Below are 23,741 nucleotides of genomic sequence, written 5' to 3' on the forward strand. Positions count from 1 at the left end.
TCCCCTGCGCTAGCTTCTTCACGAAGAGCGAGACGGAAAGATCGGCGAATCTTTCCAGAGGGGAAAGAAATGGACGGGATACTGGTCGGACGGACGATCCGCCATCATCGTCGGGCGGCGGGGATGACGCTCGATCAGGTCACCGCGGCGACCGGCATCGCGCCCAGCCGGCTGTCGCAGTTCGAGAACGGCCGTCGCGAGCCACGGCTCTCCCAGTTGGAGACCATCGCCGGCGCGCTCGGCACCGAATTGACCGAACTCTTGAGCGGCACGGCACCCGACCCGCGCACCGCGCTCGAGATCGAGCTGGAGCGGGCGCAGTCGAGCCCGATGTATGCCGAGCTCGGCATACCCGCCGTTCCCGCTACCCGACGGCTGCCCATCGAAGCCCTCGAAGCCCTCGTCGGGCTGCACCGCGAGCTGCGACGCCGGGCGGCGCTGGCGATCGCGACGCCGGAGGAGGCCCGCCGCGCGAACACCGAGCTGCGCGCCCGCATGCGCGCCCGCGACAACCACGTGCCCGAGATCGAGCGGGCGGCCGACTCCCTGATGACCGCCATCGACCACCGGGGCGGCGCGCTGACCCACCACAGCGTCGCGCTGCTGGCCGAGCACCTGGGGTTCTCGATCATCCACGCGGCGGACCTGCCGCGCTCCACCCGCTCGGTCACGGATCTGCAGAACGGCCGCATCTACCTGCCGCCCGCCTCCATCCCCGGCGGCCACGGGCTGCGAGCCCTCGCGCTGCAGGCGATGGCCCACCGGGTGCTGCAGCACCGCGAACCCGCCAGCTACGCGGAGTTCCTGCAGCAGCGGATGGAGATCAACTACTTCTCCTCCGCCTGCCTGATGCCCGAGGCCGCCTCGTTGAAGTTCCTGAGCGCCGCCAAGGAGCGCCGCGATCTGGCCGTGGAGGACTTCCGTGACGCCTTCGGCGTCACCCACGAGGCCGCCGCCATGCGCATGACCAACATCGCGACCCACCACCTGGGGCTGCAGATGCACTTCCTGCGGGTCTCCGACGACGGTGCCATCACAAAGGCCTACGAGAACGACGGCCTGACCCTGCCGGCGGACGTGTCCGGATCGGTGGAGGGGCAGCTGGTGCACAAGGCCTGGTCCGCCCGCGCGGCGTTCGAGCGCACCAACCGCACCACGGAGTTCTCGCAGCTCACCGACACTCCGGGTGGCACCTTCTGGTGCTCCACGCAGACGGGCACCAGCCCGGGACTGGAATTCTCGATCACCGTCGGTGTCCGCTTCGCGGACTCCAAGTGGTTCCGGGGGCGGGATACGACGCACCGGCTGGACGCCACCAGCGTCGACCGATCCGCCGACGCGGCGGAGGCGGAGTTGGATCGCGCCTGGAAGGGCAAGGCGTGGCCGAGCGCCAAGCTGCACGCCCACGTGCTCTCACCGCTGCCGGCCGGCACCTTCCCAGGCGTCGACGACGCGGAGGTCTATCGGTTCCTGGCGGCCCACGCCGCCCGCTAGGTCCAGTTCCGGTCTCGACAGCAGGTCCAGGTCTCTGCAGCAGGCTGCTGGTCGACCATGGACCTGCTGTCGGGACCCTGTCCTGCTGAAGTGCTCTGCGGGTGTCCTGCTGTCGGTACACTGTGCTGCTGCAGTGCTGGAGTGTCGTGCCGGAGTCAGAGCCACTTCGCCGCTAGGTGGTCGGCGCTGATGCGCCGGATGGTGCCGGACCGGGCGCGCAGCACGATCGACTCCGTGCGGATGATCGGGCCCTTGCGCCGCACGCCGTCGACCAGCCCGCCGTCGGTCACTCCGGTCGCCACGAAGATCGTGTTGTCGCTCGTCACCAGCCCGTCGGCGTCGTAGACGCGGTCCATGTCCAATCCGGCATCGATGCCGCGCTGCCGTTCCTCGTCGTCCTTCGGCGCGAGGCGGGCCTGGATCACCCCGTTCAGCGCCTTGATCGCGCAGGCGGTCACGACCCCCTCCGGGCTGCCGCCGATTCCCACGCACATGTCGATGCGGGTCTCATATCTGGCCGCGTTGATGCCACCGGCCACATCGCCGTCGAGCAGCATGCGCGTCCCGGCGCCGGCCGCCCGGATGTCCTCGATCAGCGCCGCGTGCCGGGGCCGGTCGAGCACCGCGACGACCATCTCGCTCACCTCCTTGCCCTTCGCCTTCGCGAGCGCGCGGATGTTGTCGCCGATGGGCCGGTCCAGGTCGATCACGCCGCGCCCCTCTGCCCCGGTGACGATCTTCTCCATGTAGAAGACGCTGGAGGCATCGAGCATGCTGCCTCGGTCGGCGACGGCGATCATGGACAGCGCGTTCTGGCGCCCCTGCGCGGTCATCGAGGTGCCGTCGATCGGATCGACCGCGATGTCGCAGGCGGGCCCCTGCCCGTTGCCCACCTGCTCCCCGTTGAAGAGCATCGGCGCGCGATCCTTCTCGCCCTCGCCGATCACGACGACCCCGTCGAAGTTGACCGTGCTGAGAAACGCCCGCATCGCGTCGACCGCCGCACCGTCGGCCGCGAGCTTGTCGCCCTTGCCGATGAAGGGCACGGCCCGGATGGCGGCGGCCTCGGTCGCGCGCACCAGCTCCAACGCCAGGTTGCGATCGGGCTCCCGCAGACGGTCGGGAATGGTGGTGTCCGTCATGGCGACGTCCTTCGGTTGCAGGGGGAGGGTCGCGGATGCGCAGCACCCGTGGGAGTCATCTTCCCGCGCGCTCGACCTGCACCGCCCCCTACTGGGTACGGCGGGCGGGGCGCACCAGAGTCCCGGACTTCGTAGTCTGTACCCCGCGGACTGTTCGGGGGGACGGTCACATCACGCCTGGGGGGATACGGGTGAATCGATTCCGTGCGACCGCCGTCGGCGCGCTCGTGGCACTGACACTCGTCGGATCGACGCTAACCACACAGGCGTCCGTCGCCGAGGCCGCCCCAGCCGTCCGGCTTGCCGCCTCGAGCAGCGCCACCGGCCATTCGGGTCGCGCAGCGCTCGTCGTCCACGGCGCTCGGAGTCGCTCCGCGGGGGTGTCGTCGTGGGTGGCGGGCCGTCCCGGCGCGGGCCAGTGGCTGCGGATCGAGTGGCCGGAGCGGGTGCGGGTCGCCAGCGTGCAGCTCTTCGGTGGGGCCGCCAACGCCGAGACTTCCGTGCGCTCCGGGCTGCTTCGATTCGACGACGGCAGCACCGTGCTGGTGGGCGGGCTGGAGCCGAGTGGCGGCGCACCGACGACCGTCGCCTTCACGCCGCGCAGCACCAGATCGGTCCGGTTCACCGTGACCGCGATCGCGGCCGGCTCGAGCGCCTCCGTGGCTCGCTTCACCGCCTACGCGGCAGGGACCACCCCGCCCCAGTGGTCGCCGTCGGGCACGCCGTCCTTCGCCACGACCGCGAAGCCGGCCTCGGCCTGCGCCGTTCCGGCCCGCTCGGCGGCCACCGCCGGCACGCCGGCACTGAAGCTGCTGTGCCCCTCGCCGGGGTTCTCCGTGGGTGCCGCCGCGACCGTCGTCGTCGCCGGGCCGAGCGGCGCCGCGCTCTCGGTGAGCGCCTTCCTGCCAGGCGACGACGGACGGGGCGGCACCGTGCGGCAGATCGCTTCGGGAACGATCTCCGGAACCGGACGCGCCACACTGCGCGTGCCGATGACGAAGCTGGCACATGGCCCGACCGCCGTGCGGGTGACGGCAGTCGGCGCGGCCCGCCCGCTCTACGTCCAGGTGGTCAACCGATCAGGTGTCGCCGCTCGCGGCTCCTCGCCGGCGTTCACCAAGAACATGACCCTCGCCTACTCCGACGACTTCGCGTCGCCGGTGACCGCGACACGGTCCGGCGCCGGCGCCCGGTACGCGTCCGCGAAGCCGGTCCTGGGCGGCAGCGACGAGTTCGGCGAGGCGATATTCGCCCAGCCGACGAAGGACACCGGCAACCTCACCACCCTGAATGACGACTGGCTGCGCATCCGCACCGCGCCGCTGGCACCCGGTAAGTCCGACCCGAACCGCTGGGGTCGTACCTCCACAGGCGGCATGATCTCCTCTGCGCACACGGGCGGATCCGGATTCTCGGCGCAGTACGGGTACTTCGAGGCCCGGATGCTCGCCCCGGCCGGCGAGGGCACGTGGCCGGCGTTCTGGATGCTCTCGGAGAGCAACCTGGTGGAGAAGGTGTCCGCCGTCGGCGAGGTCGACGCGGTCGAGCTCTACGGCACGAACCCCGCGGGCAGCTGCCAGTCACAGCACAACTACGGAAAGCACACGGACGGGTCGGCGGTGCGGTGCTCGGGCCAGAACGGCTTCGCCGACTGGGCGCTCGCCTGGCACACCTACGGCGTCCGCATCACGCCGTCCGCCACGGTCTACTACATCGACGGCACGCCCACCACGACGATCAAGGGCCTCGTGAAGCGGTCCGATCCCTACTTCTTCATGATCAACCTCGCGCTGGGTGGCGGCTGGCCGATCCACCTCTCGGGCACGAACGGCGTAGCCGACCTCTACGTCGACTCAGTCAAGGTCTACGTCTGACGGTCGCGTCCGTCATCGCAAGCGGTTTCGACGACCTGCTCGCGCTGGCCGATACCGTTCGCGGGCCATTGAACCCGAGCGGTTCCTGCAACTTTGACGCTCCTGCAGGGTCGGTCTGGGCGCCACCCGCCTGATACCGTCTGACCGGCGACCCTGAACGCGCCGTGGAGAGCGACCATGAGCCGGTCACGTTTCATCCCCACGCGCCGCGCCGGAGTCTCTCCCCAGACGTCGGAGACCGTGACGACCAATTTGCCGCCGATCAGCGCGACCCGTGCTCGACGCATGGTGTTTTCGCTGGCCGAGGTCGCCAAAGCACACCTTCGCCGCGTCCTCAAGGCACATCAGGTGCGAGCCGTCGTGCTGCGCGATGGGCTGCGCACGGCAGACATCGTCGCGGTGGTGATGGTGCGGAACGAAGCGGATCGGATGCCCTACTTCTTGGACTACTACGCCCGGCTCGGCGTACAGCACGTGATCCTGATCGACAACGGATCGACGGACGACCTGGATGCGGTGATTCGAGAGCGGGCCCAGGTGTCTCTGCTCCGCGCCGACGGCTCCTATGGCTCGGCCCGATATGGCAATGACTGGGTCAACCGGGTCCTGACCAAATATTGTGCGGGCAAGTGGACCCTCTATGTGGACGCGGACGAGTTCCTGGTCTACGCAGGCAGCACGACCCGCGCGCTGCCCGAGCTCATCACCGTGCTCGAAGCCCACGGTCAGGCCGGGCTGCCCTGCCTCATGGTCGACCTCTACAGCGATCAGGCGGTGGGCGACAACGAATACCGCCGGGGCGTCGACCCCTTGAGCGTGTGCCGACTGTACGACGCGAGCGGGTATGAGCGGCAATACGAGCAGATGTCGAGGACGACCTGGGTCAAGGGCGGAGTGCGCGGACGGGCGTTCTTCGCCGATCGGCAGGAGGGACCCGCGCTGAACAAGATCCCGCTCGTCAGATGGCGGCGGCGATACGCCTACCTCAAGTCGTCGCACCAACTGTGGCCGCTCCGGCTCAACGAGCTGGCAGCCAAGCCCATGGTCTCCGGTGCGCTCCTGCACCAGAAGTTCCTCTCGAGCTTCGCGACGAAGGCCGACGACACGGCCCAGCGAGGCGAGCACACTCAGGAATACCTCGCGTATATCGGCCTCTCGGCACGCGGTGGCTTCCCGGGCCCGACCACGAAGGAGTACCGCGATCCTGCCGGACTGGTCGAGGACCACCTGATCAGTCCGTCACCCTGGGGCTGAGATCGACCCTGCGTACGGCGGCAGCGCCCAACCGCTTCCGGTCAGCGCCGCAACCTGGCTACCATCCGTCGCCCCTCGTGGAGGATTCTCGAGACGTCCTCGTGTCGCGGCACCACGAAGTCGCCGACCGAACCATGCATCAGGCGGGCGGCGGCGATCACCATGAAGGCGCTCGAGAACAGACCGCTGGTCAGCCCCGCCAGGCCAGCGCCCACAGCGCCGTATGGCGGCACGAGTACGACGAACGCTCCGATATTGACGACCAGGGTCACGGCGAGCCCGACGCTGCGCAGCCCGGGCCGTCCCCACGCCGCCAGACCCGATGCCGCGAGAAGCCCGGGGATGCTGACGACGGCGGCGAGCATGAGGATCCAGGTCGGAACAACGGCGGCGCTGAAGCTTGGTCCGAACAGGACCCCGATCCACAGCGGCAGCGTCGCCCCCAATGCCAGACAGCCGGTGACGGCGACCAGAAGCGTGATCCTGGTCGTCGCCATCAACTGCGTCGCATCGGCCGAGCGGCTGTTGACGCCGTAGAGCGCGTCCTTGATCGCGAGGGCGACGATAAGTGGAACGTCCGAGATGGTGATACCGACAACGAAGAGGCCGAGCTCGTGAACGTTCGAGAGCGGCGCGAAGAGCAGCTGGCTGATTCGAGCCAGCAGCACACTCGCGACCGCGCCCAGCCACACTCGCCCGCCGAAGCCGAGTAGGGACCTGGCGAGGGAGCCGGTTATCGGGGCCGTGCCGACGGTTTCCGCCGGGCGGGTGAACAGCCGCAGGTAGACGATCCCGCTGATCGCGGACCCGATGCTGATCACGAGCACGGCGTTCAGTACCGTCAGATGTCCGGTGACCAGCAGGACGAGCAGCGCTCCGAGCCGGACGAGAGGGCTCGTCAGCTTCTCGGCCGCAACCGTCCCCCACATCTGTCGCCCCGAAGCGGCGCCTCGCAAGAGGTTCACGACCAATTGCGGTAGCGCCAGAGCCGTGCTGATCAGGATCAATCCGGCGAGTTCGGGGCTGCCCGCGGACAGGAACGGCAGTGCAACCCAGGTCACTGCGAAGCAGATCAGTCCGAAGAGAATGGCGAACAGCGACGACCAGGCGAGAGCGCGGCGCGTGAACTCGGGCTGCTTTGCGAGGAAGAACGTCAACGCTTCCGGCAGCCCGAGGGTCGCGACTCCGACCAGCAGTGTGTTGGGCGCGCCCGCGGCCGAGACCGTGCCGCGCCCCGTGACGCCGAGACCATAGGCGAGGATCGGAGCGCTCGCGAGTCCGACGACCGGCAGCAGCACACTCGAACCGGTCATGAAGAACATCGACCGGCGGAAGCTGCTCGCCGGTGCTGTCGCGGGAACCCGCTCCGTCACCGGCCGCGCCGCCGATTGCGGAGTCCCGAGTAGACGGCGTCGTAGTCGTCCGCCATACGGTCCACGGTCATCGTCTGCAGTCCCCGCTTACTCGCAGCACGCAGTTCTTTGGCGAGGGCCGCGTCGGTCAGCACGCGAGTGAGGGCATCGGCCAGGGCGTCCTCGTTCCCGGGTGGGATCATCAGTCCGGCCGTCCCGTCCGAGAGAGCCTCGGGGATACCGCCCACGTCGGTCGCGACGATCGGCACGCCGCAGGACCGCGCCTCGAGCAGCGCCAGGGGGAAGCCGTCGGCCCGGGATGGCAGAACGAACACCGCCGCCGAGGCGATGTACCGGCGGGGATCCGACTCGAAGCCGGTGAACCGCACGGCCGGATCGAGGCCCAGCTCATCGACGAGCGCCTCCATCCCAGGATTGTCGCGGTTCCCCACGACGACCAGCTGCGCGCTTCGTACGGCAACCCGCACCTGCACCATTGCACGAAGGAGTACGTCGACCCCTTTGCGCTCGGTCAGCGCTCCCACGAAGACGATGGAGTCCGGCGGTAGCGTGACCGGCTCGGGTGTTGACCGGGGCATCCGCGGGCTGCCGAGGATCGCGTTTCGCACGATGACCGGTCGTCGGGTGCCAGCCAGCTGGCGACGGATCGACCGGTCATCGGCTGCGCTGATCGCCACGATGCGCGCGGCGGTGTACATGCCGGCCGCCGAGCGCTGGTACGGGTTGTGGATGGTCGCTACCGACTTGGTCGCATGACCGATTGGCGACGCGACCATTGATACGAGGGCCCCACGCACGGTGTGGACGTGCACAATGTCGGCTGCGCCCAATAGTGGCGCAACTCGGTTCGCCGATGACCACAGTCGAGCGGGCGAACTCGACCACACGTCCTCGACGACCTCGATCGCGTGGGTGGCGGCGAGTGCCCGCATGACATCGTCGGCGCCGTCGCAGAGCACGATGACTCGATACCCGCGCTGCGCCTGGGTGACCGCGAGGTCCGTGAGCAGATTCGTGATGCCCGTCCCGTCGGCGCGGAACGAGTTCGTCACGTGCGCGATCCTGAGCCCCGACATGAAGGTCAGCATGGCAGTCGCCGCCCATCGGCCTCACGGTCTCGGACGGTGCGGACCCGACTCGGGCCGATCAGTTCCGTTCGTAAGGGTGCCCTTCTGTTAGCCTGCGATTTCCGGAAGGGTCGTCCTTCCAACGGGCGCCGAGCGAGGACCTGCTCCGTCCCTGTGACGACTGGGAGACCGGCAACGTGAACCTGCACGACTACCTGCGCGTACTTCGCCGCAATTGGTGGGTGCTGCCGCTCGTCATGGTCATCGGTGCCGTCGCGGCCGGGCTGTTGACGTTGCGCACGCCACCCGTCTTCCAATCCACCGCCAGCGCGCTTGTGGTGACGCCGTCGTCCTCGATCGCCGAGTTGCAGCTCGGCAACCAGTTCGCGATCGCCAGGGCGGGTACCTATGCGCAGCTGGCGACGACTGCGAGCGTCCTCGACCGTGCCGCCGCGACCCTAGGCACGTCCTCGTCGGCCGAGGAACTGGCCAGATCGGTCACCGCGTCAGCGCAGGCCGGGACGGCCATCATCGCGATCACCGCTACGGCGGACGATCCGAAGCTCGCGGCCCAGCGGGCGAACGCGGTGGCCACATCACTGAATGCTGCCGTCCGCACCTTCGATGTGGCACCCGCCTCCACGCGCTCTCCGGTCGCGGTCCAGGTGGTACAGGCCGCCCAACAGAACGCATCGTCGATCAGCGCCAGTCCAGTTCGGAACGCCGTGCTGGGTGCGGGCGCGGGCTTGGCGCTCGGGATCATCCTCATCGTGCTGGCAGAGGTGCTCGATACCCGCGTACGCAGTCCACGTGACCTCGCCTCCACGATCGGCAGGCTGCCGTCCGCCATCGTCCCCATGCGCCGGCGGCTGGGCCGTCGACCATCGATGACCGACAGCCGTCGAGAGGTCTTCCGCACGTTGCGGGCGAGCCTGCGTCCAGGCACGTCGACCTTGCACTCGGTCGCGATCGCCTCGGTGACGGCCGGCCGCGACTCCACCGAGGTCGCGGTCGAATTGGCCCGCGCCATCTCGGAGAGCGGACTGCGGGTCGTGATCGTGGACGCGAACCTGCGGCCCGAGCCTGTCCGGGGCCGGGCGGGGCGGGATGCCGGCGGGACCCGGCCGGGGCTCGCCGACGTCTTGGAGCGACGGGCCGCGTTGGGGGACGTGTTGGTGAAGGGACCGCTGGCGAACATGGCCACGCTGCCGCCCGGCGCGCCATCCAGCCGATCCGCGCAACTGCTCAGCACCCGGGCGATGCGCGACACCGTGGCGCTGCTCGCCGAAAGCTTCGACGCGGTGCTACTCGCGTGTCCACCGTTGCTCGCGCGATCCGACTCCGCCATCATCGCGAGCATCGCCGATGCCACCGTGACCGTGGTCGACGCCCGTCATACCTCGCGCAGCGACCTCGTGTTCGGTCTCGAGATGCTGCAGGGTGTCGGCGTGGAGAATCCAGCCGTGATTCTGCACAACGTGCGACGCGGCGACATGGTGATGCCGAGCGGCGTGATCGCGACCGCATGACGGCATCGCCCTTCGGGGCGGGCTCGTCCAATGCGAGCAGTCCTACCCCGCAACGGGCGAAGTCCAGGATTCGATTCCCGCAGCAGGGCGGGTGAGGAGATCTCAGTGCCGCGCAAGGGCGATGAGCAGCGTGCTCCGTTGACCGTTCTCGAGCGGATCGCGGCTCTCGACTCGGACGACGATACGCAGGCCACTCGCCGTAGGCGCTGGCCGGAGGCGCTGGTAGCCGTACTCGTTGTCGTCGTGCTCGTGGCGGTCGGCCTCGCAGCACTGCTCGTGACGCCCAAGGTGCAGTTGTCCGCGTCGTCCACTGCTCGGGGAACCGGTGCGAGCTCGCTGTTGAACGGCACATCGAGCGGCGATCGCTCCGTGGCCTGGAGCAGTATCGGACAGGCGGCCGGCACGACATTGACCATGACGTGGTCCAGGCCGACGACGGTGAATCGGATCGCATGGCGTGCACCTGCGCGATCGACGATCCAAAGCGCAATGGCGAGCTTCAGCGACGGATCGACGCTGATGCTCACGACCGACTCGACCGGCGACGTGGGCGTCCACTTTCCTGCTCGTACCGTCCGAGAGGCCGTCATCACGGTCACCGCGGTGCGCGGCTCCGCCGCGACGGTGGGACTCGCGTCACTGGCGATCGACCGGCAGGGCTCCGCTCCGGTGACCACGGGCGGCGATGCCGCAGCATCGGCACAGCCACGAGCATCCTCCTCGATGAGCGGCGGGTCGGCGAAGGGTCTCGTAGACGGTGCCGCTCGGCTGTCAACCGGAGCGCTAGGGGCTGGCTGGTCCTCCGCCCCGGGAGACGACCGACCCTGGGTCGAGCTCCGCTGGCCAACCCCGCAGACGCTGACGAGCGTCCAGCTCTACGGCCCGTCCCGGAGCGCCAACGGGCCGACGAGGGGCGATCTGCGGTTCTCCGACGGTTCGCAACTGACGGTCGGCGCAGTGCGCGGCGATACCGGCATGCCGACGACGATCGGATTCGCGCCGCGGGTCGTGAAATCGGTGCGGTTTCAAATGGAGCAGGCGGATGTCGGCCTGAAGGAGTTCGCGGCGTTCGATACGGGATCCACCCCGCCGGAGCAGGTGAAGAGGGCAGGTGCGGATCTCGAACTGATCGATGCGGCGACGTGCAACGGGGTGACGGCGCCGAACACCGCATCGTCCGCGCTACGGCTGCTGTGCCCGTCGGTCGGCGATGCCGTCCGAGGCAGGGCGGAGGTGGTTGTGTCCGCCCCGCCGAGCCGTGGCTACGCGGTATCGACGTGGGTGCCTCTTCCCGGAGCGACGGACCAGGGCGCGGTACAGACGGTCGCACAGGGCACGGCCAGCAAGACCGGTCTGGCGCGGTTCACTCTCGACACCGCCCGGCTACCCCAGGGTCCGATTACATTGGACGTCCGCGCGGACAGCATCGAGCGGCCCCTCGCCGTGCAGTTCGTCAACCTGGGTGGCGTGTCGGCGTCTGAGGCGGCGCATCCCGTTCCGGGACGGACCCTGCTCTACAGTGACGACTTCTCGGGTCCGCTCTCGATCACGCGCAGCGGAGCGACCAGCGCCTATGCCGCTACCAAGCCCACCATCAAGGGGCCGGCCGAGTTCGGCGGCGCGATGTTCGAGAACCCGGAGTGGAAGACGGGCAACATCGGCACCATTCCCGGCGGCTACCTGCGCATGCGCCTCTCACCCGCCGACGGTCGCGCGGACCCGTTCGGGTACGACCGCACCCAGATCGGCGCCATGCTTTCGTCGGCCGCGGTCGGCGGCGGCGGGACGTCCGCGCAGTACGGCTACTTCGAGGCGCGCATGCTGGGCGCTCCGGGTCTCGGCACCTGGCCGGCGTTCTGGATGCTCTCGAACAGCACGCTGGTCGACTCCAAGGCGCCGAGTGGCGAAGTGGACGCGGTCGAGCTATATGGCACGGACACCAAGAGCAGCTGTCACTCAGTACACAGCTACACCAGTAAGCAGTCGACGGTCCGCTGCATCAAGCCCGCGCAGCTCGGCGACTGGTCGTTGCAATGGCATACCTATGGCGTCGGCATCACACCCGATGGCACCGACTTCTTCATCGACGGCCATCTCGCGACGCACGAGTCGGGACCGACGAACGCCGACGACGCCTATTTCTTTCTGCTGAACCTGGCGAGCGGTGGGGGCTGGCCGGTGGACCTCCGCCCGACCGGTGGTGTCTCGGACATGTACGTCGATTGGGTGCGGGTGTATTCGTGACGTCCCTCGTCGCGCCGTCGTCAAGGCGGGCGGTCCGTCTCGTAGCTCATTCGGCCGCTGCGTCCGCTATACATGGATCGTCGCAGGCGACCGCTCACGCGAGGCTTGCGGAGGGGTTCTCTGCACTGGTCGGCGGGAAGGGCGGCGCCATGCGGAGAACCTGGTTGCCGTCGCCCCGCGGACGCCCGACGCACCAGGGCGCCGCATGACAGTGCTGACCATCACATCCCTGGTACTCGTCGTGCTCGGTGGCGGAACCCGACTCGGCTGGCCCCGTGCCCTGGCCCTGTCCGGAGCGACCCCTGCGGGCGCGGCACTGGTGCTGGGCGATATCGCCGTGCCGACATTCGACTTCGTCGCACTGTTCGCGATAGTCGCATTCGCGCTCCGCGCGCTGCGGCCCCGCGATCGGTTGGCTGACATGCTCCCGCCTGTTGCCGGTCTGCAGCCACTCGTGCTGTTCGGACTCTGGAGTGTGATGATCACCTTGATCGCTCCGGTGCTGTTCGAGGGGATGGCTGTGACCGGTCCGGACATCGGGGCGATCCACTTCTTGAATAGCGCCATACAGCCGGCGACCTCGAACATCGCCCAATTGGCGTACCTCTCGATCGCCGTCGCCGCGGTCGCCCTGGTCGCTCGCGACCGGGCGACCGCGATAGACGCGGTCGGTCTGGTCTTCATCGCTTCGACGCTGCTCAGCTTCTGGGCGCTGCTCGGTCGCGACTTCGGCGTCCCCTTTCCAGTGGGGGTCTTCGACAATTCGCCCGCGTTCCGCTACATCGACAGTGCCCCCGGGGGCGCCGAACGCTTCCGGGGTATCTTTCCCGAGCCCGCCGCGCTCGCGACCGTCTCGCTGGCCACGATCGCCTTCCTGGTCGCGTATTTGCCCCGCAGCCGCGGCCGGCTCCGGACGGGTGCAGTCGTAGTACTCGGATGCGCCATCTGGAACGCGGCGGTATCGACCGCGACCACGTTGATCATCTCCGGTCTGCTGCTGGCCCTGCTCGCGCTCGGCTTCTTCGGCGTCCGGTTCTTCCTCAGCGGCCTGCGCGTCGGTCCTGGCTTGATCGTCGTGATGTGTGTCGCCGGATCGATGCTCGTGCTGGCGCTGCCGACGCTCGCGAACGCGCTGGCGACGACCCTCGGCGAGAAGGTGGATTCGACGTCCTACGACCAGCGGTCGTTCGCCGACAACTTCTCCTACGGCCTCGTACTGCAGACCTTCGGTCTCGGCGTCGGCCTCGGCAGCAATCGACCCTCCTCCTTTCTCGCCGCCCTGCTCAGCACGACTGGCATCGTCGGCACCGCCCTGTTCATCGTCGCCTTGGCGGTCGTGTTGGTCCAGGCCGCTCCGATCCGCTCGGTGAGCCCCGTCATGTGGGCGTTCATCTCGCTGCTCATCAGCAAGATCATCTCGGCGCCAGATCTCGGCGATCCGACGGGGCTGACCTGGCTGTGTCTGGGGGTGCTGAGCCACGCGGTCACACAGCGGGATGCCGAGGCGGCGAGCTCATTCGCTCGCGTCCGACTCACCGAACCTCCCCGGGTTCAGTCGGGGGTCAAAAGCGTCCTCGGGGGAGCAGTCAGGCCCGCGTTCGCCACGGTACGGAGGGTGCTCCGATGATCGAGCGGAGCACGGTCACGAAGGGCGACGACGCCGCCACAGACATCTTCCGGCGATTGAGCGTGATCGTCTCGAATTACAACTACGAGCAGTACGTGGCGCAGGCGATCGAGAGCGCCCTCGCCGTCGACTGGGACGACGTCGAGGTGATTGTGGTGGACGACGGGTCGACCGACGGCTCGAGGGCGGTGATCGAGCGGTACCGCGACCGGGTGACGGTGCTCCATCAGGAGAACTCGACCCAGCGGGTAGCCGCGAATCGCGGGTTTGCGGCGTCCACGGGAGATGTGGTGATCTTTCTCGACTCTGACGATATGCTCACACCCGCCATCGCCCGTGAGATTGCGGCTGCCTGGCGGCCCGGGGCCAGCAAGTACCAGGTGCAGATGGCCCGGATCGACGCGGAAGGCCGCATCATCGGGTCGGTGTTCCCCGACTACGCGGTGCCACCCAGCCCGGAGCTCATCCGTCGGTGGGCGACCGTCTCGGCGTCCTATCCCACTCCGCCGGGGTCGGGAAACGCGTATGCCCGATCCTTTCTGGACCGGATCTTTCCACTCGATGGCTCCACGGGCCCGGCGGCAGACTCGTACTGCCTCGAAGCGGCGCCGCTGCTCGGTGACGTGATCACACTTCCCCGACCACTCGTGCTCTACCGCGTGCACGGAGACAACGTCAGCAATCTGCTGCGGAACGACGCCCTCTTCACCGGACGCGTCGAGCGCGCCAGGCTGCGGCACGCCTACGGGCTCCGGTTGCTCGGTCGGGTCGAGGATCCGGAGCGGTCCGCGCTGTTCCGCAGCCGCAGTCTGCTGCAGCTGCGGATCGCGTCCGCCCGCCTGCGTCCGGGTGACTCACGGCTGCCCGGGGACAGCCGCTTCCGTATGCTGCGCAACGCCCTGCTCGTGCCGTTCGGCGTGGGCCACGAGCCGATGCGCCAGCGGATCCTGATCATGGCCTGGTGCGTCGTGGTCCTGATCGTCCCCGTGCCGCTCGCCCGGCGCGTCATCCACCGTCGGTACGACCAGACCACCTTCAACCGTCGACGCAAGTGGACCCAGGCACTGGTCGACCGCTCCACCCACTGACCGAGGCATTCCCCACATCGGCCGAGTCGTGATCTCGGTCTCGGGGCGCGCCGGCCCGTTAAGTACGGTCAGTGTCTGCCGGAGTCGCTGCCCTGCGTCGATGCGCTGATGTCGCGGAGGGCGAGCCCGTTGGCGTGCGCCATGCCGAAGCGCAGCCGGTAGCCCGCCGCATGCAGCCGGTCGCTCGGAAACCGCATCCGCCAGAGCGGGTTGCGCAGTGGTAGGGAACGGAAGCGGATGAAGTCGTGGGCCCAATCCGCGATCCCGGGGACGCGGGGCACCCGGAACCGGGGGTCCCCGCTCGCAGCGAACGCGCGGCGCAGGAACTCTGCGTGGGTGGGCTCGGGGAACTCGTCCTCGGCGACGTTGAAGGTCTCGACGGCGCCGGGATCACCGATGCCCGCCAGCCCGCGCTCCATGCCCCAGATCAGCACGTCGGCCACGTCACGGACGTAGACGTGATGGGCATGCCGGTGCGCGGCGAGCACCCGCTTGATCGGGTTCCAGTCGCGGATCGCGACGATCTGGGCTACGTCGACCACGACAGCCGGCCGCAGGATCACGTACCTGGTCGATCGCGCCTGGGCGTGGATGGCCAGTTCGCCGGCGAGTTTCGTCCTCCCGTAGGCCCGCACGTAATCGAGCGCCCAGTACTCGGACCGTTCGTCATGGTCTGCGGTGAGCACCGGCGCGTCTTCCGCCATCGTCCGGGTGCGGCCACTGCCGTACACCGACACGCTGCTCGTGTAGCAGAACGCCGCCACCCCGGCCCGTTCCGCGGCCTCGGCCAGCAGTCGGGTGGCGTCGGTGTTCACCCGTGGCATGACCTCCATCCGGCCGATCTCGGCGGCGAGGTGCAGGACGGCGTCACAGCCCGCCACCAACTCGTCGAACTCATGCTCGGTTGCCGTGAGCAGGTCGAACGCGCGCCACTCGACGCCGGCCCGGCCCTGCGGCAGCTCGCGGGACGTGGTGGCCCGCACCCGATAGCCCCGATCGAGCAACTCGGTCAGCACGACCCCACCGATACGTCCGGTCGCGCCCGTCAGCAGGACGGTCCGATGCTCCTGCTCCTGCTCCTGCTGGACGGTGAGCGGCCGGCGATCGGCCGCCTGCTCCCGCAGCCGATCCGCCAGCCGGACCGCCATCGCGACGATCATCTGCGTGGGGTTGCTGTGGCCGCTCGTCGGGAAGACCGAGCTGCCGGCAACGTAGAGACCCGCGACACCATGCACGGCGCCGTGCCGGTCGACCACACCGGTGGCGGGATCGTCGGACATCCGAGTCGTGCCGGTGGGGTGTGCGACGTCCGTGAACGATGTGGGCATCTCGGCCCCGTCGCGGATCCAGTCGGGAAGCGTCGGTGCGGGCAGGCCCAGACCGGTCAAGCCGGCCTCGAGCGCCGTTGCCATGCGCCGCATGGTGCGCGACTCCTCCGGGTGCTTCCGCCAGTCGATGCGCGGGATCCGCACGCCGAACTGGTCACGGCGCTTCGACAGCGTCACTCGGCTGTCGGGGTCGGGCCGCTGCTCGACCATGCAGTCCAGGGTCAGCGCCTGCAGCTTGCGCGGCACGCCGTTCCGCTCCACGAAATGCTGCTTGACACCACGGGCCAGCAGCGGTGCGTTTCGCATCAGGGCACCGACGCCGCGGACACGGTCGGGACCTCCGCGCACGACGCTCCGCAGCGCGCTCCAGGGATCGTCGGGCGCTATGACCTCACCCAACCAGGCGCTGCAGTTCAACAGTTCCTCGGACCGCTGCAGCTCGGGACTCAGGCGGTAGCCAGCGCGGAACAGGTGGCCGCGGGCGGTGAAGCGCCCCAGACGCTGCTGCACGGCCGCCGAGCCGTTGATATCGAAGGATCCGATCGAACCACGGGGATGATCCATCAGGTGTCGACCGACCAGCCCGCGGTCGTTGCCGAGTCCGTTCGGCGCGACGGAGTCGGACAGCAGCAGTATCCTGGCGTTCTCGATCCCACCGGCACACAGCACGACCGTCCGGGCAGCCACTGTCGTGCGGCGTCCGTTCGGTGCGGCGACAATGACGCCTCGGACGACCCGGGCGTCGCCGTTGGTCTCGATTTCGACGACGGTCGCGCCCGTGACGAGGGTGACGTTCGGGCCGAGTCGTGCGACAAGGTTGCGACCGAACCGTATGTACTCGTACGGATAGGACTCCGCGTCGTCACGGCTGTACTGCCAGAAGAACGGCAGCACCTGTGTCGGGTCGGGCTGACTCGGGGGCGGTGTCCGGCCCGCGATCCGCCAGAAGCGGTCGTCGGTGAATCCGGTCCCCATGGCCAGCCCCAGATGCGGCGCCGCCCGATCGAGATATGGAGCGAGGTCGTCCGGCCCGACCGGCCAGCCGGAGAGCGGCACCCACGGGCGGCGGTCGAAGTCGATGTCGTCGAACGGCGCACATCGGCCGCCCCAGGTGTGGGAACTGCCCCCCAGGATCCGGTTGCGCACCTCCCACTGGTCGGGCTGACGCGGGCGCCCGACATTCTCCACCTCGTTCAGGCCGTCGTTCTCGTGGCGTCGGTCGACGTCGCCACTCTCGAGCAGGGTGACGCGCAGGCCGCTGCCCGACAGCTCGGCGGCCAGCGTCGCGCCGGCCGGTCCGGTGCCGACGATGCACACGTCGCACTCGCTGACGGGTGAACTTGCTGCATCGAGATCGGCTGCGTCGCGCAGATTCATTACCGGCATGTCACTCCCGCCGTCGGGCCCCAACGGACCGCTTGAAGTGGCTTGCTCAGGTCGGATCTATCGATGCAGAGCATGCTTCACGCTATCGGCGGAGGACGTCTCGTTCCCTGGCATGGATGCCGGGTACCTGCGAGGAGCGGCCGCAGCCGGCCCGAATCACCTGGCGGCAGCCGGCCGTGCCAATTCGCACGCCGCCGCGAACGCAGCGGTATTCGCGTCGATCGTGTAAAGCCGCTCCCCGTAGTCGCGGAGTAACCGGCCGTAGGACACCCTGACTTTCTCGTCGCCGAGCGAGCGAAGTGCGTCGGCGAGCGCGTCGACCCGACCGGCCGGAACGACGATTCCGTCCGGGCCAATTGCCCAGGGGAGCGGCGGCACATCCGAGACGATCGAGGCGGTGCCGCTGAGCATCGCGTCGACCAGCTTGACGGGCAGCTGGCCCCGCGCCCACGTCGTGTTCAGGCTGGGGATCACCACGATGTCTGCGTTCGCTGCGAGCCGGATCCCCTCCTCCATCGAAGTGCGTCCGATCCAGTCCTCCCACGGGTGCGCATCCTCGGGCGGATCAGCGGTGATGGTGAGACGGAACCCTTCGTCCGCGAGCCGCCCGAGTGCTCCGCGCAGCACGCCGATACCTTTGTGCGGCTGGATACTGCCAACGAAGACGACCTCGACGCCCGCGCGGGATCCGCGAGTAGCGGACGCGGCGGCGATCGGTCGGACGTGCGGTATGACGGTGCCGCCGTAGCGGCGCTGGAGTTCCGGGTTGCTGACGATCCGTGCTGAGCTGAGGGCGAGGTCTCGCATCGAGGCTGCTCGTGCCATGACCCGAGGCCGCAGCACCCGCTTGGCCAACTGAAGGATCGGCCTGCCATCGGCGCGAAGCGCCTCGAGGTCGGGGTCGTCGATGTCGGCGAGCAGCGGCATGCCGGTCGCCCGGCTGACCTCGGCGGCCAGCCCCAGCGACTCCGGTAGCGGCTTGACGGCGATGATCAGGTCGACGTCTCGGGCCCGGTCGACGAGCGTCTGGACCACCGCGGTCCGTGGTCCGGCGGCCCGGTGGCAGGTGGCCGCGAACGGCTCCGACGCGAGCGGTCCCCAGATCGAGTCACCCGAGGAAGACCACGTTTCACTCGCCCAACCCAGCGCTTGGCAGAGCAGATACAGGCAGTAGGTACGACCGAGCGAGTTTCCGGACAGCGTCGGCGTAATCATCAGGACTGGCACGGGATCCATCCTCATCGGCCGAGGTGTCGGCGCACTGAGCCTATGGGCGACTCGTCCGAGGACCGACAGAGTGGCGGGGCGTTGCGGACTTCGCCTTCAAATGTTGCGTCTGCTGGGACGCCCCCGCAGATAGTCCGCCACGGCGCGCACGCCGCCGCGGGGCTAGTCGTTTCACTTCGCGAACCCACTGAGAGGATCACGGGGGAGCGCTCTGTCCATAGAACACTCGAACCCGATTTTGTGCTCCTGAATCGTCTCAGAACAATCGGTACGCCGTGCACTCCGAGAAGCCGCTCACCGACCTGCTGCCGTTCGAGCAGGCGATGCTGCACATGCAGGCACACCGTCGTCGTGCTCTAGCGTGGCCCACGCACGTTGGGTTCAGCGCCGATCATCTTGGATCCGCACACGAGCTACCACGCCGTAGCCGACGAGGGAGCACAGCTAGCCACAGGCGTGACCGGTTCATCGCAACCAGCGCTACCCGTATCAACCGCAACCAGTTCAAGCGAGCTGGCGGCGTTGAGGTCACGCCCATGAGCGCAACACGCGTGTGAGAGAGTACGGCTGCTGCCTCAACAAGCTCGGCCGGATGGGCGCACGTTCAGCGAGTCACGTGTGTCCGCGGGGTCGGCCTGCTCCGCCCCGCGGATAGTGTAAGGATTTGTCCGTGCCACCTGAAGTAAGTCCCGATGAACTTCCGACGACCGCCTCTCGCCAACACGGCAATTACAAAAAAATATATGTGATGTATCCAAGGGGGGACCAAACCGGCGGCCCGGAGGCATTGCACCAGCTTGTTCACACGCTCAGGGAGATGGGGCAACAGGCATACCTCTTTCCTAGGCCGGGTACAGCCCAGAACGCCCGCGCCGCGGCCTATGAAAAATACAATGCGCCAGAAGTTGCCTGGCCGTCAGACGATACCGGTAATGCGATAATTGCTTCGGAGATGTCGATCCACCTGCTTCGAAGGTTCGTTTCTGCAGATCGCTTCTGCTGGTGGCTCAGCATTGACAATTCACCTCTAGTTAAAGATGAGCGGTCTAGGTACAACGTCTGGGCCGCAGACGGTACTCGTGCTCAACGTCCCTTAGTGGGACAGGTGCGCGCGCTAGTCCGACAGGTTAAGCGACGCCTGCGAGGCGACTATCGTTTGCTTAGAGACGTCGAACATCTTGCACAGTCCGAGTATGCGCTTTCGTACCTATATAGCAAATTCGATATCACCGCCACATTACTAACTGATTACACGACTTTACCAAATTTCGCCGACCGAATAGTAGCTCCGGCCTCAGCTCGAGGTGACATTGTGGCGTACAATCCCAAGAAGGCCGCAAGGGTCACTGCGGTCGTAATGAAGTACATGCCTGACGTCGTCTTTCGACCTTTAGAGAAGATGACGCGGGATGAGGTTGTCGAAACCCTTCTTACCTCAGCAATATATTTGGACCTGGGATACCACCCCGGTAAGGATCGCATGCCCCGGGAGGCGGTCCTGTGCGGCGCAGTCACGATTGTGGGGCGTCGCGGCACCGGGGCCTTTGATGGCGATACGCCTCTACCGTGGGAGCAAAAGGTCGCCACATCCGGATCATATGTCGAGAATGCCGTGAAGGTTGTTCGCGCAACTCTTAATAACTTGGACTCTGCCGTACTTGGCCAGGCCAGCTACAAGGTAATTGTTGAGGCCGAGCGAGATACATTCCGGAAAGACGTGAAAAGATGCTTCATTGACGGTCATTTATCATCGAGATCATGACAGCAGGGAGCCGAAATGTTTCTTCGAAGGCTTGCCGGATTTGTAGTTCTTCCAGTAATTTCGCTCCTTGCGCCGCTAGTTCTGCTACCCATCATTGCCCGGGTCGGTGGAGTTAGTGGGTGGGCAGCTATTGCCATCGGTCAGTCTATTGGTGGCCTCGCTTCAATCGTTGGCACGCTGGGGTGGACACTGACCGGGCCAGCTAAGGTCGCATCCCAGCAACCTCAATTCCGCCCCGAAGTATACGCTCAGAGTTTTTACAGCCGTAGTATTGTCGGCGTTATTACCGTTCCTGCCGCAGTCGTCGCAGCAGTAGCTCTGTGCCCCCCCAGTCAGTTGCTTGCAGGGGCTTCCATGGCGCTCACGGTCGCACTTGGCTCAATGTCCCCAACTTGGTATTCGATCGGTCTTGGTCGCCCGGGGCTTATCGCGAAATATGAGGTGTTTCCGCGAATCGTCGCTACTGCTGCCTGCATTCCCACAGTTGTTCTTACCGGTAAGATATATCTCTACCCGATTATTGTATGCGCCGGATCCCTGCTCGGTATAGCTCTGTATTCGGTCAAAGTAGGTAATCTTGCTTCTAGCCGAGTACCCAATATGTGGGCCATACTGAAGTCTATTCGGCAGAATGGTCGGGACACACTGACCGTAATCATTGCCGGATCTTATAGTATCAGTCCGGTGACAATTGCATCGGTTGTCGTTTCGACCAAGTCCGTCGCCTTATTCAGCGCCGCCGACAAGATTTACCGAGTGAGCCTCTTTGGTGTACAGGCTTTTGGTAATGCCTTCCAAGGATGGGTGGCAGAGAGCAATAGCCTTAGTAAGACACGCCTTCTGTCTTGGAGAATGAACTCTGCGCTTCTCGTTCATTCTGTGTTAGGAATCGTTGGCGGCGCCGTGTTAGCTTTTGGTGGACCCTTCTTTACCGAACTACTATTTGGTCCTGACCTCATGGCCCCCTCGCTGACGTGCATCTTTTATGGTGTCGCTTTTCTCGCGGTATCCGTCAACACGTCGACGGGCAGGCATGTGCTTGTTCCGTTAGGTATGACGAAGAGCGTTTTCTTAAGCACCATAATCGGTGCGGCAGTGGGTGTTGTTCTGATGATCGTCTTGGGTCTTTCTTATGGTGCTGACGGTCTGTCGGCCGGATTTGCGGCAAGCGAAGTTGCGGTCACCATTGCCCAGGTGGTTGCCCTCCTTCTTGCGAATACGGCTTACAAACGGATGCGATTTCTACCCGTTTGAGGGACACGGTGATTGCCGCAACTCACCTATGATGTTTTGAGTCCAGATCTTGTAGTTCCCGTAGTGACCGCTTCGGTCACACGGGCCTACACGGATAGTGAGTTGACGAGAGGAGGTAACCTCCCTGTGATTTGACGCGCACGAAACATCGCGAGGAATAGACTCGATTCATGGCAGGTCCTGACCAGTTGTTGACCGACTCCCAGCTCGGAGCAGAGCGACCACATTGGCGCGCGCTCGATGGGCTCCGCGGGGTTGCGGTGATCCTTGTGGTCGCGAACCACGCCGGTATCATTCCAGCGAAGCTTCCTGCCGGCGGTGTTGGTGTAACGATGTTTTTCGTTCTCTCTGGCTTCTTGATTACTAACTTGATTGCGCGAGCCCGTCGGAATGGTACGTGGGCCTTCATGCGTTTTTTACAGATCGGCTTGCAAGGCTTGCGCCGGCCCTCGTTATGGCTGAGCTGGTATTTAGCTCATGGTACTTGATTCGAGATGGTCGGGGTGCTGCAGGTCCCCTTTTTGAGTGGGTCGCCTCTGCGACGTTTTATTTAGAGGACTTCTTCCACGTGGCACATAACTACCTGTTGTTTAGCCACACCTGGTCGCTCTCAGTGGAGGAGCAGTTTTACCTCGTATGGCCCTTTATGCTGGCGGGGCTGCTTGTCCCTCGCCGCCGAACTGTAGCCGTGATCCTGATAACCTTGATCGGGGCGTCGCTGCTCTTGAGGATTATGCTTCTCAAGGTTAATGAGGACTTCTCATATGCGTTCGTGCTTTCCAATGCCTACGCACTGCTAATCGGTTGCGCGATTGCTATGTTTCAGATTTCTATCCGATCTATGGCTCTTCGCCTCGTAACACTACTTGTGGCCTGCGTCGTGGTAACTATAGCAATCCTCCTTGGCCCTGTTACACCTCACTGGAACACGGTCCTACCGATAGCTGCGGCTTTCGCTACGGGTTCTCTCCTCATCGCCATACTTCCCGGATCTCTTGTGTTCGAGCTGCCGCCGTTGCGTTTTGTGGGTCGAATTTCTTATGCGCTTTATTTGTGGCACTGGCCAAGCCTTTGGCTGCTGGGAACGATGCGTTCAGGGCTGCGTGCTCTGCCTGCGGTGGCGTTTAGTATTGTCATGGCGGTGATTTCTACTCTTTTTGTCGAGGAACCGATTCGTAGGGCTTGGCGTAGGAGGACTGGGCACCTCGCGCTGACCCGCTTAGATGGAGGCTCGCGCACTGACTTGGACACGGCTGGCTAGATCAGTCCTGGGGCAATTCATATGGCTGCCGTGTTGAGGTGTCTCGTCGCGGGGCGGTCTTGCGGGTCGCTGGTGAGGCTGGCGCGCAGTGGCCTACTCGGCCGGTCAGATCGTGTGGCTGGTGTCAACGTCGGCCGAATGTCGATTCCCTAGCGTCGTGTGAATATTCACTCCTTTGCGGTGTGTTGACCACCTGGTTGTCCGTTACTGCTCGCTGCTGGAGTCGCTGGGCGGGGTCGCAGGCGGCGCCGCGCCGGTGGCGAGCAGTTGGCGCGGGGTCTCATGCGGCGCAACTCGGTCGTTGTCGCCCACCTCACGGAATCCGTGTTGCTGAAGCCCTCGCGGTGTCGTGAGCGACTTTGAACACTACTGTCGTGGTGAGAAGCCGTCGCAGGCTGATCGAGGACCCCGCCGCTTTGATGGGCTGAAGATTCTCCGGATCGATGAGGACGTCTGGCGACACCCGAAACGCTGAGAGTGTGTTCGCGCTGACGGAGCTATGACACCTCGGCTGAAACTCACCTCGACGAACATGGACGCCCGGGCCTACTTCGACCGTCCGACCACCTCCAACGTTCCGACCGAAGCGATTAGACCGCGTGTGGAGCACCGTCGTGGCACTACCGCAACCTCACCGAATCAAATTGCCCGACCCTACTTGAAACCAGCGGCTTCAGATCTGGGTTACGTCCTCAAAAACGCAACAAGCCCGACAACGGCGATGGTGGTTAGATTCAGTTCTTATGGTCCCATGTCATAGGGACTCGGGGAAGAGCGAAGTCCCCACGGGCCGATCGACCTCCGGCGTTGGTGAGGTGGAGCGTGAACCTT

At 66.1% G+C, this 23,741-nt stretch carries 16 protein-coding genes and 1 pseudogene; 12 read left to right on the forward strand and 5 right to left on the reverse strand.

What is annotated here, in order from left to right; genetic code table 11:
* Positions 1 to 69 precede the first annotated feature (69 nt).
* On the forward strand, positions 70 to 1,494 hold the full coding sequence (locus ACFE7H_RS11830) for a helix-turn-helix domain-containing protein (protein ID WP_375401439.1): 1,425 nt from the start codon (positions 70 to 72) through the stop codon (positions 1,492 to 1,494).
* Positions 1,495 to 1,649: 155 nt separating this feature from the next.
* Here ACFE7H_RS11830 and glpX read toward each other — a convergent pair whose 3' ends face one another.
* Positions 1,650 to 2,636, reverse strand: coding sequence for a class II fructose-bisphosphatase (gene glpX / locus ACFE7H_RS11835; protein ID WP_375401440.1), 987 nt, complete (start codon positions 2,634 to 2,636; stop codon positions 1,650 to 1,652).
* Between the two features lie 392 nt (positions 2,637 to 3,028).
* On the opposite strand from glpX, the gene ACFE7H_RS11840 reads away from it, so the two are divergent.
* Both ACFE7H_RS11840 and ACFE7H_RS11845 read left to right on the forward strand, forming a co-directional pair.
* Positions 3,029 to 4,510 (forward strand): family 16 glycosylhydrolase, encoded by a 1,482-nt coding sequence (locus tag ACFE7H_RS11840; RefSeq protein ID WP_375401441.1) that lies wholly within the window; start codon positions 3,029 to 3,031, stop codon positions 4,508 to 4,510.
* Between the two features lie 177 nt (positions 4,511 to 4,687).
* Positions 4,688 to 5,764 carry a glycosyltransferase family 2 protein gene (locus tag ACFE7H_RS11845; protein ID WP_375401442.1) on the forward strand — a complete coding sequence of 359 codons (1,077 nt, stop codon included), beginning with the start codon at positions 4,688 to 4,690 and terminating at the stop codon, positions 5,762 to 5,764.
* Between the two features lie 41 nt (positions 5,765 to 5,805).
* Here ACFE7H_RS11845 and ACFE7H_RS11850 read toward each other — a convergent pair whose 3' ends face one another.
* Positions 5,806 to 7,077, reverse strand: coding sequence for an oligosaccharide flippase family protein (locus ACFE7H_RS11850; RefSeq protein WP_375401443.1), 1,272 nt, complete (start codon positions 7,075 to 7,077; stop codon positions 5,806 to 5,808).
* 56 nt (positions 7,078 to 7,133) lie between these two features.
* Complete coding sequence (locus tag ACFE7H_RS11855) at positions 7,134 to 8,189, reverse strand: glycosyltransferase family 4 protein (RefSeq protein WP_375401444.1); 1,056 nt, start codon at positions 8,187 to 8,189, stop codon at positions 7,134 to 7,136.
* Between the two features lie 212 nt (positions 8,190 to 8,401).
* Here ACFE7H_RS11855 and ACFE7H_RS11860 point away from each other — a divergent pair, with 212 nt between their 5' ends.
* From ACFE7H_RS11860 to ACFE7H_RS11875, 4 genes are all read left to right on the forward strand, one after another.
* A complete protein-coding gene (locus tag ACFE7H_RS11860) occupies positions 8,402 to 9,733 on the forward strand; it encodes a Wzz/FepE/Etk N-terminal domain-containing protein (RefSeq protein ID WP_375401445.1) in 1,332 nt (443 codons plus the stop codon).
* A gap of 105 nt (positions 9,734 to 9,838) precedes the next feature.
* Complete coding sequence (locus ACFE7H_RS11865) at positions 9,839 to 11,977, forward strand: family 16 glycosylhydrolase (protein WP_375401446.1); 2,139 nt, start codon at positions 9,839 to 9,841, stop codon at positions 11,975 to 11,977.
* Positions 11,978 to 12,182: 205 nt separating this feature from the next.
* Positions 12,183 to 13,604, forward strand: coding sequence for a hypothetical protein (locus ACFE7H_RS11870; RefSeq protein WP_375401447.1), 1,422 nt, complete (start codon positions 12,183 to 12,185; stop codon positions 13,602 to 13,604).
* Entirely contained in the window at positions 13,601 to 14,692 is a 1,092-nt protein-coding gene (locus tag ACFE7H_RS11875; protein ID WP_375401448.1) for a glycosyltransferase, read from the forward strand. The genes ACFE7H_RS11870 and ACFE7H_RS11875 overlap by 4 nt, the downstream gene beginning before the upstream one ends.
* A gap of 68 nt (positions 14,693 to 14,760) precedes the next feature.
* On the opposite strand, the gene ACFE7H_RS11880 is transcribed toward ACFE7H_RS11875, so the two are convergent.
* Together ACFE7H_RS11880 and ACFE7H_RS11885 are read right to left on the reverse strand one after the other, a co-directional pair.
* On the reverse strand, positions 14,761 to 17,337 hold the full coding sequence (locus ACFE7H_RS11880) for an FAD-dependent oxidoreductase (RefSeq protein ID WP_375401449.1): 2,577 nt from the start codon (positions 17,335 to 17,337) through the stop codon (positions 14,761 to 14,763).
* Positions 17,338 to 17,562: 225 nt separating this feature from the next.
* Entirely contained in the window at positions 17,563 to 18,333 is a 771-nt protein-coding gene (locus ACFE7H_RS11885; protein WP_375401450.1) for a glycosyltransferase, read from the reverse strand.
* Between the two features lie 970 nt (positions 18,334 to 19,303).
* Between ACFE7H_RS11885 and ACFE7H_RS11890 the strand changes: the two genes are divergently transcribed.
* From ACFE7H_RS11890 to ACFE7H_RS11910, 5 genes and pseudogenes are all read left to right on the forward strand, one after another.
* On the forward strand, positions 19,304 to 20,395 hold the full coding sequence (locus tag ACFE7H_RS11890; protein WP_375401451.1) for a hypothetical protein: 1,092 nt from the start codon (positions 19,304 to 19,306) through the stop codon (positions 20,393 to 20,395).
* A gap of 354 nt (positions 20,396 to 20,749) precedes the next feature.
* Complete coding sequence (locus ACFE7H_RS11895) at positions 20,750 to 21,649, forward strand: lipopolysaccharide biosynthesis protein (protein ID WP_375401452.1); 900 nt, start codon at positions 20,750 to 20,752, stop codon at positions 21,647 to 21,649.
* Positions 21,650 to 21,819: 170 nt separating this feature from the next.
* Positions 21,820 to 22,137: an acyltransferase family protein gene (locus ACFE7H_RS11900; protein ID WP_375401453.1), complete on the forward strand. Its 318-nt coding sequence runs from the start codon at positions 21,820 to 21,822 to the stop codon at positions 22,135 to 22,137.
* Positions 22,104 to 22,910, forward strand: a complete 807-nt coding sequence (locus ACFE7H_RS11905) for an acyltransferase family protein (RefSeq protein ID WP_375401454.1) — start codon at positions 22,104 to 22,106, stop codon at positions 22,908 to 22,910. The genes ACFE7H_RS11900 and ACFE7H_RS11905 overlap by 34 nt, the downstream gene beginning before the upstream one ends.
* A 535-nt stretch (positions 22,911 to 23,445) precedes the next feature.
* Positions 23,446 to 23,642 (forward strand): annotated as a pseudogene (locus tag ACFE7H_RS11910) (hypothetical protein); the annotation flags it as partial.
* Positions 23,643 to 23,741: the final 99 nt, after the last annotated feature.

Origin of the sequence: uncultured Amnibacterium sp. (genome assembly GCF_964250715.1) — a bacterium.
In the GTDB taxonomy this organism is placed as follows: domain Bacteria; phylum Actinomycetota; class Actinomycetes; order Actinomycetales; family Microbacteriaceae; genus Amnibacterium.